Source organism: Rhodoferax sp. (assembly GCF_023701345.1).
In the GTDB taxonomy this organism is placed as follows: domain Bacteria; phylum Pseudomonadota; class Gammaproteobacteria; order Burkholderiales; family Burkholderiaceae_C; genus Rhodoferax.
Map to the genome: position 1 here is coordinate 1 of NZ_JAMPXE010000130.1, position 8,861 is coordinate 8,861.

Annotated in this window: 7 protein-coding genes and 1 pseudogene; 1 reads left to right on the plus strand and 7 read right to left on the minus strand. The window is 61.2% G+C overall.

The window, feature by feature from the left end:
* Positions 1 to 1,722, plus strand: a pseudogene (locus tag NDI87_RS14590) (ribonucleoside-diphosphate reductase, adenosylcobalamin-dependent); the annotation flags it as partial.
* A 10-nt stretch (positions 1,723 to 1,732) separates the two neighbouring features.
* On the opposite strand, the gene NDI87_RS14595 reads toward NDI87_RS14590, so the two are convergent.
* From NDI87_RS14595 to NDI87_RS14625, 7 genes are all read right to left on the minus strand, one after another.
* Positions 1,733 to 2,170, minus strand: a complete 438-nt coding sequence (locus NDI87_RS14595) for a universal stress protein (RefSeq protein WP_296276142.1) — start codon at positions 2,168 to 2,170, stop codon at positions 1,733 to 1,735.
* Positions 2,171 to 2,307: 137 nt separating this feature from the next.
* Positions 2,308 to 3,933, minus strand: a complete 1,626-nt coding sequence (locus tag NDI87_RS14600) for an NAD(P)-binding protein (protein ID WP_296276143.1) — start codon at positions 3,931 to 3,933, stop codon at positions 2,308 to 2,310.
* Positions 3,934 to 3,948: 15 nt separating this feature from the next.
* The gene (locus NDI87_RS14605) at positions 3,949 to 4,938 is read right to left on the minus strand and encodes a thiamine pyrophosphate-dependent enzyme (RefSeq protein ID WP_296276144.1); all 990 of its coding nucleotides are present in this window, start codon (positions 4,936 to 4,938) and stop codon (positions 3,949 to 3,951) included.
* Between the two features lie 26 nt (positions 4,939 to 4,964).
* Positions 4,965 to 6,218, minus strand: coding sequence for a transketolase C-terminal domain-containing protein (locus NDI87_RS14610; RefSeq protein WP_296276145.1), 1,254 nt, complete (start codon positions 6,216 to 6,218; stop codon positions 4,965 to 4,967).
* Positions 6,211 to 6,801 (minus strand): 2-oxoacid:acceptor oxidoreductase family protein, encoded by a 591-nt coding sequence (locus NDI87_RS14615; protein WP_296276146.1) that lies wholly within the window; start codon positions 6,799 to 6,801, stop codon positions 6,211 to 6,213. Before NDI87_RS14615 ends, NDI87_RS14610 begins: the two co-directional genes overlap by 8 nt.
* 328 nt (positions 6,802 to 7,129) lie before the next feature.
* Positions 7,130 to 8,320: a serine hydrolase domain-containing protein gene (locus NDI87_RS14620; RefSeq protein ID WP_296276147.1), complete on the minus strand. Its 1,191-nt coding sequence runs from the start codon at positions 8,318 to 8,320 to the stop codon at positions 7,130 to 7,132.
* 25 nt (positions 8,321 to 8,345) lie between these two features.
* A partial coding sequence (locus NDI87_RS14625; protein ID WP_296276148.1) for an ion transporter occupies positions 8,346 to 8,861 on the minus strand: 516 nt, incomplete at its 5' end.

The window sequence follows — 8,861 nt, forward strand, 5'->3', positions numbered from 1 at the left end:
ATGGCACGGCATATTTCAGAGCTGCTGCGTGACACCGCCTACCAGGCATCGAGCGAGCTGGCGCAGGAGCGCGGCGCGTTTCCGCTGTTCAACGCCGATCTCTACCTGAGCGGCCAGAATTTTGCTTCGCGCTTGCCCGCCGATCTGAAAAAACGCATTCACAAGCACGGCCTGCGCAATTCGCACCTGCTGTCGATTGCGCCCACCGGCACCATCAGCCTGGCCTTTGCCGACAACGCCAGCAATGGCATTGAGCCCGCTTTCAGCTGGACCTACAACCGCAAAAAACGCATGCCCGATGGCAGCTTCAAGGAATACGCCGTCGAAGACCACGCCTGGCGCCTGTACCGGCACCTGTTCGGCGCCGATGCGCCCCTGACCGACGCCTTTGTCACAGCCCTGGAAATGAGCGCCCAGGCCCACGAGGAAATGGTGGCGGCCGTGGCGCCCTTCATTGACACCGCCATTTCAAAAACCGTCAATGTGCCCGCCGACTACCCGTATGAAGACTTCCAGGGGCTGTACACCCAGGCCTGGCAGTCGGGACTCAAAGGTCTGGCCACTTACCGGCCCAACTCGGTACTGGGTTCGGTGCTGAGCGTGAGCGCGGCACCAGCACCGAGCAGCGCCAAACCCCTGCAGATTGACGCCACCAACCACCGCCTGCTGCTTGAACGCCTGCCGGCCCCCGTGCTCTCTTCCCTGCGCTGGCCCGGTCGCCCGGACCTGCCGGGCGGCAACCCGGCCTGGACCTTCATGGTGCACCACCCGTTTGGCGACTTTGCCCTGTTCATTGGCGAACTCTCCTTGCAGGAAGGCAGCGCACCGCAGCCCTTTGAAGTGTGGGTGAACGGTGCCGAGCAACCGCGTGGCCTGGGCGCCCTGGCCAAGACCCTGTCGATGGACTTGCGCGCCAACGACCCCGCCTGGCTGCAGCTCAAGCTCGATGCGCTGGCCACCGTCAGCGAAGAGCATGCCTTCGAGATGCCGTTCCCGCCCCATGGCGAAAAACGTTTGTTTCCCGGCGTGGTGGCAGCCACAGCGGCCGTGATCCGCTGGCGCTGTGAACAAATTACGGCCCAGGCGACACAAAAATCAAACCGGCCGGCCCCGGTCTCGACGCCGGTCATTGATGCCATGTTCAGCCGCAATGAGCCCATCACCGGCCCGTCCGGCACCCTGGCCTGGGCCGTCGATGTGGACAACCCGGCCACCAGCGAAGCCTTTACCGTGACGCTCAAGGAGGTCAACCTGCCCGGCCCCGACGGCAACATGGTGACACGCCCCTGCGCCGTGGGCTTCAGCGGCAACTACCCGAAAGCCATGGACGGCCTGGCGCGTCTGCTGTCGCTTGACATGCGGGTGATCGACCCGGCCTGGATTGGCATGAAGCTGCGCAAGCTGCTCAATTACGCCGAACCGCTGGGCCATTTCATGGCTTTTGTGCCGGGCCTGCCCAACGGTGAAAAGCGCCAGCAAACCTGGCCCTCGACCGTGGCCTACATTGCGCGCCTGATCATCCACCGCTACGCCATGCTGGGTATCTTGAATGAAGAAGGCTACCCGCTGCGTGACATGGGTGTGCTCGACACGCCAGAGGCACGCGAAGCCAGCAAAACCATGGCCGGCAAAACCTGCCCCGAGTGCGGCAACCCCACCGTGATCCACAAGGACGGCTGCGACTTCTGCACCGCCTGTGGTTATGTGGGCCAGTGCGGGTAAAAAAACTGTGTCAGTTGCGCACCACCAGCACCGGCAGCCTGGTGTGCGACAGCACGGCTTGGGCCACACTGCCGAGCACCAGTTTTTCAAGGGCATTGCGGCCGTGTGAACCCATCACGATCAGGTCGGCCTGCAATGACTCACCGGCTTCGACAATGCCGCGCCAGGCGGTGTGCGCCTCGACCACCGAAGTCTCCACATTGACATCGGCATCGGCAAATGACTGCTTGGCAAGCTTGACAGCGGCATTGGCCTCGGCCGTTGCTGCGCTCAAATATTCAGCCTGGCCATAGGCGAAATCGGTACCCACGCCAGTAAAGGGATAGGGATCTATCACATATATCACCGTAACCCGGCTGGCAAACGCCTTGGCCAGGGCAGTCGCCTTGTCCACGGCCATCTGTGCGGTATCGGAGCCATCGACAGGGACCAGGATATGATTGAACATGACTTACTCCTATTAAGTAAACAGACCAAGGCATTTTCAACCAAATCATCGGCCCGACACTGATAAAACGCATGAAAAGCGTGAACTGCACCGTGGCTCAAAGCGCGCGCCCGGAGCTCCGGGGGACAGGCAGCAGGTCAAATGTCTTCCGGCACCATCTTGATCGAGCCGCAAGGGCATTCCGAGACACAAATGCCACAGCCTTTGCAGTAGTCGTAATTGAACTCAAAGCCTTTGCCGGGGCCAAGTTTGATGACGGCGTTGTCGGGGCACACGCCGTAACAGTTGTCGCATTCAAAACAGTTGCCGCATGACAGGCAGCGCCTGGCTTCGAACAGGGCATTGCTTTCATCCAGGCCGCCCTGCACTTCTTCAAAGGTGGATTGGCGCCGGATGATGTCGAGCATGGGCCGCACCGTTTTGGGCGCGTCGCTGTAGTACCAGGTGTTGAGCAAATCGAAGCTGGCTACTTCAGTTTTTGGCGCCGGCACATGAACCGTGCCGCGCAACCAGGCATCGATATTGCGGGCCGCTTTCTTGCCATGCCCGATCGCCACCGTCACGTTGCGTTCGGCTGGCACCATGTCGCCGCCGGCAAAAATACCATCATGGCCGGTCATCATCTGCCCATTGACCTGCACCACGCCATCCCGCACCGCCATGCCCGGCACCCCTTCGATCAACGACAAATCCACGTCCTGGCCTAGCGCCAGCACCACCGAGTCGGCTTCCAGTGTCTCGAACTCACCGGTTGGTTGTGGAAAACCCTTGTCATCGAGCGCCATTTTTTCGACCGTGATGGACGACTCGCCGGCCTGCTTGATGGTGGACAGCCACTTGATCATGACCCCCTCCTGCAGCGCTTCTTCGACCTCGAAGTCATGCGCGGGCATCTTGTCGCGGTTGCGCCGGTAAACAATGATGGACTCGGTCGCGCCCAGCCGCTTCGCGGTACGGGCCACGTCGATGGCCGTGTTGCCGCCGCCATAGACCACCACGCGGCGACCCAGCATGGGCTTGTCTTCGCCCTCCATGGAACGCAGCACCGCCACCGCATCCAGCACCTTGGCCGAATCGCCCGCCGGAATGAAGGCGCGTTTGGCGATGTGCGCACCCACGGCCAGAAAGACGGCATCGAAACCGCCCGCCTCTTTGGCTTGCAGCACGTTGTCCACCTTGGTGTTGTATTCAATGCGCACACCCAGCGCCACAATGCGCTGCACCTCGGCATCGAGCACCTGGCGCGGCAAGCGGTATTGCGGAATGCCAAAGCGCATCATGCCGCCCGGCAGCGGCCCGGCCTCGATCACAGTGACCGCATGGCCCAGCCGTGCCAGGTGATAAGCCGCCGACAAGCCCGAAGGCCCGGCGCCGACCACCATCACCTTTTTGCCGGAACTGGCCGCCGGCACAGGCAACTTCCAGCCCTGGGCAATGGCTTCATCACCCAAAAAGTGTTCGACCGAGTTGATGCCGACGGGTGAATCAAGTTGACCCCGGTTGCACGCGCCTTCGCAGGTGTGGTAACAAACGCGCCCCATGATGGCCGGGAACGGGTTGTCTTCCACCAGCGTGCGCCAGGCTTCCTGGTAGTTGCCGGACTCGGCATGGAACAGCCAGCCCTGAATGTTTTCTCCGGCAGGGCACTGGTGATTGCACGGTGGTTTGCGACTCAGGTACACCGGACGCTCGGTGCGCCAGGAACCCGTATGGTTGGCCAGCGAACTGCCGACATCGAGTGTGATGGCAAATGGTTTTTGCATAGTGTCCTCAACTGATTAGGTCAACAAACCAAAACGGCGGATATTGCGGTCGGCGCGCGCCTGCAAGAGCGCCAGGGTGGCCACATCAGGCTTTTTGCCAAACAGGTGGGCAAAACGTTTTTGCGGCTTCAGGTAATCTTCCACCGGCACCTGGCGACGAATCTTCAGCACGCCCGTGACCTCGCCGCGCTCGGCTTCGAATACCGGGAAGACCCCGCTCTCAACCGCCAGCCTTGACAGCTTGATGGTGTCATGCGAGGCCGCGCCCCAGCCCAGCGGACAGGGCACAAAAATATGGATGTAGCGCGCGCCATGCATCGACATGGCCTTGGTGACCTTGTATTCCAGATCGTGCAAATCCGCCACGGTGGCGGTGGCCACGTAGGGAATTTCGTGCGCCATGGCGATTTGCGGCAGGTTCTTGCCTTGGCCAAATTCATTGCCCGGATGCGGCCCCACGGCCATGGTGGTGGCGGTGCGCGCCGCCGGCGGCGTGGCACTGGAGCGCTGCACGCCGGTGTTCATGTAGGCCTCGTTGTCGTAGCAGATGTAGAGCACATCGTCGTTACGCTCGAACATGCCCGACAGGCAGCCAAAGCCGATGTCGGTGGTGCCACCGTCGCCGCCTTGCGCCACCACCCGCACATCGCTACGGCCTTTGGCCTTCATGGCCGCAGCAATGCCGGTGGCGACCGCTGCCGTGTTGCCAAACAGAGAGTGAATCCAGGGCATTTGCCACGAGGTTTCGGGGTACGGTGTGGAAAACACTTCCAGACATCCGGTGGCGTTGGCGGCGATCAGCTGGCCGTTGGTGGCCGCCATGGCGGCATCAATGGCGTAGCGTGCGCCCAGCGCCTCGCCACAGCCCTGGCAGGCACGGTGACCGGAGTTGAGTGAATTGCTGCGTGCCGTACCCGACTGCACGCTGCGTTGCTCGGGAGCAAGCAGGCGGTTGCCGACCGTGAAGGTGCCGGTTTGGTAAAACTTGATCAATGACTTTTCCATGATGGTTCTTTCTTGTCAGTTGAACATCAGGCTTGGGGCGATGGCACCGTGCCCATGTCGCGCAGGATGCCTTCGGCAACCGGACCGGAACGGCGCTGTGTTTTCTCGCGCTCCAGCACCCGGTTGACCACCGCCCAGTCCAGGTCCAGAAAAGTCAACAGCTCAAGCTTGTCGGCAATCGCGTCCAGCAGTAACTGCTGCACCGAAGTCTTGGTGATGGCACGCCCGCCCAAACCCGCCACCACGGTCAGCACCGGCTGCGGGCGGTTGCGCACCGCGCTGCGCACATCACGCGACACAATGCCGCCGATGCCCACGGCAAAACACTTCTCGATGACCACGATGCGCTTGGCCTTGGCGGTGGCATCGCGAATGGCCGAGATTGGGAACGGACGGTACGAGGTGATGCCCAGCACGCCCACCTTGATCCCCTGGGCGCGCATATCGTCCACGGTGTCCTTGATGGTGCCGAGCACCGAGCCCAGCGCGATCACGATGGTTTCGGCATCTTCGGTCTGGTAGGTTTTGATCAAACCACCTGAATCACGGCCAAACTCCTTTTTGAACTCGGCGGCAATTTGCGGAATCAGGTCGAGCGCCTGCATCTGCTTGGCGTGGGCCAGGTAGCGCACTTCGGTAAACGCCTCGGGCCCCACCATGGCACCGATCGTGACCGGATCATTGGGATCAAGCACCTGACGTGGTTCGTAAGGCGGCAAAAACCGGTCCACCTGGGCCTGGTCGGGCATATCGACGCGCTCGTAGGCGTGCGTCAGGATGAAACCGTCCATGCAGACCATCACCGGCAGCGACAGTTCTTCGGCAATCTTGAAGGCCTGAATGTGCAGGTCCAGTGCCTCCTGGTTGGTTTCGGCAAAAATTTGCAGCCAGCCGGCATCGCGCATCGACATGCTGTCGGTGTGGTCGTTCCAGATGTTGATGGGCGCGCCAATGGCGCGGTTGGCCACCGTCATGACAATCGGCAAGCCCAGGCCGGAAGCGTTGTAAACCGCCTCGGCCATGAACAGCAGCCCCTGGCTGGCGGTGGCGGTGTAGGCACGCGCGCCGGCCGCTGAGGCCCCGATGGCCACGCTCAGGGCGGCAAACTCGGATTCGACATTGACGAACTCGCAGGACGCCAAGTCACCCGACTTGACCAGCTCGCCCAAGCCTTCCACGATATGGGTCTGCGGGGAAATGGGGTAGGCGCAAATCACTTCGGGGCGGCTCAGCGCCACGGCCTTGGCTACGGCATGCGAGCCTTCGCATTGTTCAAGCATGATGGGTCTCCTCTTGCTGTTTTGCGTGTCCCATGACGGACTTGTAAGCTTCCGCCGCGGCCGCCTTGTTACCCAGGGCGACCGGGCCCGTGAATTTGTCATCGATGGCGCGCTGCACGGCGTCCAGTGAGATCAGGCCGCACAGGGCGGCAAAGGCGCCCAGCAAGGGCACATTGGGCACGGCCCGCCCGACGTGTTTCATGGCCAGCTCCGAAGCCGGCACCGTGAGCAGATGCGCGGGCTGGAAATCCCTGACAAACTCGCCCAGCCCCAGTTCGGCAAACGTGCGCGTGGTGTTGATCAGGATGTAGCCGTCTTGTCTGAGACCGCTAAAGACATCGACCTGGTGCAACAGGGTCGGGTCCTGAATAATGATGGCATCAGGCTGCATGATCGGTTCGCGCAGGCGAATCTCACGGTCATCCATGCGGCAAAAAGCCACCACCGGCGCGCCAGTGCGCTCAGAGCCAAAACTGGGAAAAGCCTGGGCATGGCGCCCCCCCAGAAACGCAGCGATGGACATCATCTCTGCTCCCGTGACAACCCCTTGGCCGCCGCGTCCGTGAATGCGAACCTGAAACATGGTGTGCTCCTCAAATGTTGTTGGGTCAAGCAGACAAAGTGCCTGCGGCCTTTTTCAACAAGCCGGATCATCTTCCGACGAGGAATCGGATCGTTGATTTGGATCAAACTCTTCTACGATAAGGAACCGTATTTCACATTACAAAATAATGATCTGGGTCAAGGCGAAACCATTGCGCGGCACAAGTGGTCAGCGCCCCTTATGCGGCCCTGCTGCCGCCCTAGCGCTGCATCTGCGCAGACCATTCATGGCTGTGGTGGTGCGAGCTGTTCGACGGATAAGGAAGTCGTGCAGGAAAGTGCCGTCCCGGCCTGATCAAACCGGACCATCAATCGAGCAACGCGGCGTACACCATGTCACGAAACAGCATGCGGTAGTACTCGCGCTGGTTCGGCGCTTGCAGCATCAGGATGCCAAACAGGTCCAGCGCCGGATCGACAAAAAATGTGGTGCCGGCCAGACCACCCCAAAAATAGGTGCCCACCGAACCCGGCACCGGCGCCACGCCCAGATGTTTGCGCACGGCAAAGCCCAGTCCAAAGCCGTGCCCGGCGGGCAGCAGTGACCGCGAACCCGCGCTGTGCACCGGGATCTCTCCCAGGTGATCGGTGGTCATGAAATCGACCGTGCGCGGGCCCAGCAGGCGCACGCCGGCGAGCTCGCCACGGTTCAGCATGAACTGCAAAAAGCGGGCGTAGTCCATCGCGGTGGACGCCAGGCCGCCGCCACCGGAGGCCAGCGCCGCATCGGCACGAACATCAATCACACGCATCTGCACGCCGCCATCAGGGTCGCGTGCAAAGGGTTCGGCGATCAGGTCGTGGTGTTGCTCAGCCACCGCGAAGGCGGTATGGATCATGCCCAGCGGCTCAAAAATGCGCTCACCCAAAAAGGCTTGCAGGGTCTGCCCCGAGATAACCTCGATCACCCGCCCCAGCACATCCGTGGCCCGGCTGTACTCAAATGCGCTGCCAGGCTCGAAGATCAATGGCAGGCCAGCCAGTTGCCGGGTGAATTCGTCCAGACTGCGCTCGCGCGAGCCAATGCGCAACTGGGTGTACTGGCGCTGCACCGGGGTGCTGCCCAGAAATTCATAGGTCATGCCCGCGGTGTGGCGCAGCAGATCATGCAGCGTGGCAGCGCGCCCAACGGGCTGCAATTGCACCGCGCCATCCTGAAAAGTGGCCACCTGCTGGGCCGCAAATTCTGGCAAAAACTTGGCCACCGGGTCATTCAGCAGCAAGCTGCCCTCTTCCATCAGCATCATGGCCGCCACCGAGACAATCGGCTTGGTCATGGAATAGATGCGAAAGTGGGCCTCTGACGTCATGGCAACACCAGTGGCCGGGTTAAGCAACCCGACACTGTCGAACAAGGCCACCTGGCCATGCCGCGCCACCACTGCCACCGCGCCAGGCAAGCGTTTTCTGTCTGTCTCGCCCTGCAAGACGGTCATCAAGCGCTGTAGGCGCTGGGGGCTCAGCCCTACTTTTTCAGGGGCAACCAACTTTAAAACCATCTCATCTCCAGTTTATGAAAAGTGCTCAGGCGGGGGCTTCATCATTCGCATAAGCCGACAGACGGGCACCGCAATGGCGACAATAATTAGCATCGGGCATGTGTCCCTCGGTCAAACATTCCTGGCAAGTGCGGGTGGTGGTGGGCGCATTGCGCGCATAAGCCATCTCGGCGGTGACAATGCCCGTGGGGACCGCCAGCGTGCCCCAACCCAGCAACATCATGGCCGAAGCAATCAGTCGGCCAAAATCTGTATGAGGGGTGATGTCACCAAAACCCACCGTGGACATGGTGGTAATGGCCCAATACACCGAGATGGGAATACTGGTAAAGCCGTTGGCAGGCCCTTCAACCACATACATCAAGGTACCCACCACCAGCACAATCATCAACACCGCCGTCAGAAACACCATGATCTTGCGCTGACTGGCGCGCAGAGCCTGACCAAGCACCTGGTACTCCGACACGTAAGCGGTCAGCTTGAAGACCCTAAACACCCTGAACAGCCGCAGGATGCGCACATCAATCAGCACCCCCACTTC

What these genes read in the sequence shown, in the direction of transcription:
- NDI87_RS14605 (WP_296276144.1), bottom strand. Translation starts at nt 4,938, where the DNA reads ATGGAAAAGTCATTGATCAAGTTTTACCAAACCGGCACCTTCACGGTC.
- NDI87_RS14615 (WP_296276146.1), bottom strand. Translation starts at nt 6,801, where the DNA reads ATGTTTCAGGTTCGCATTCACGGACGCGGCGGCCAAGGGGTTGTCACG.
- NDI87_RS14595 (WP_296276142.1), bottom strand. Translation starts at nt 2,170, where the DNA reads ATGTTCAATCATATCCTGGTCCCTGTCGATGGCTCCGATACCGCACAG.
- NDI87_RS14610 (WP_296276145.1), bottom strand. Translation starts at nt 6,218, where the DNA reads ATGCTTGAACAATGCGAAGGCTCGCATGCCGTAGCCAAGGCCGTGGCG.
- NDI87_RS14620 (WP_296276147.1), bottom strand. Translation starts at nt 8,320, where the DNA reads ATGGTTTTAAAGTTGGTTGCCCCTGAAAAAGTAGGGCTGAGCCCCCAG.
- NDI87_RS14600 (WP_296276143.1), bottom strand. Translation starts at nt 3,933, where the DNA reads ATGCAAAAACCATTTGCCATCACACTCGATGTCGGCAGTTCGCTGGCC.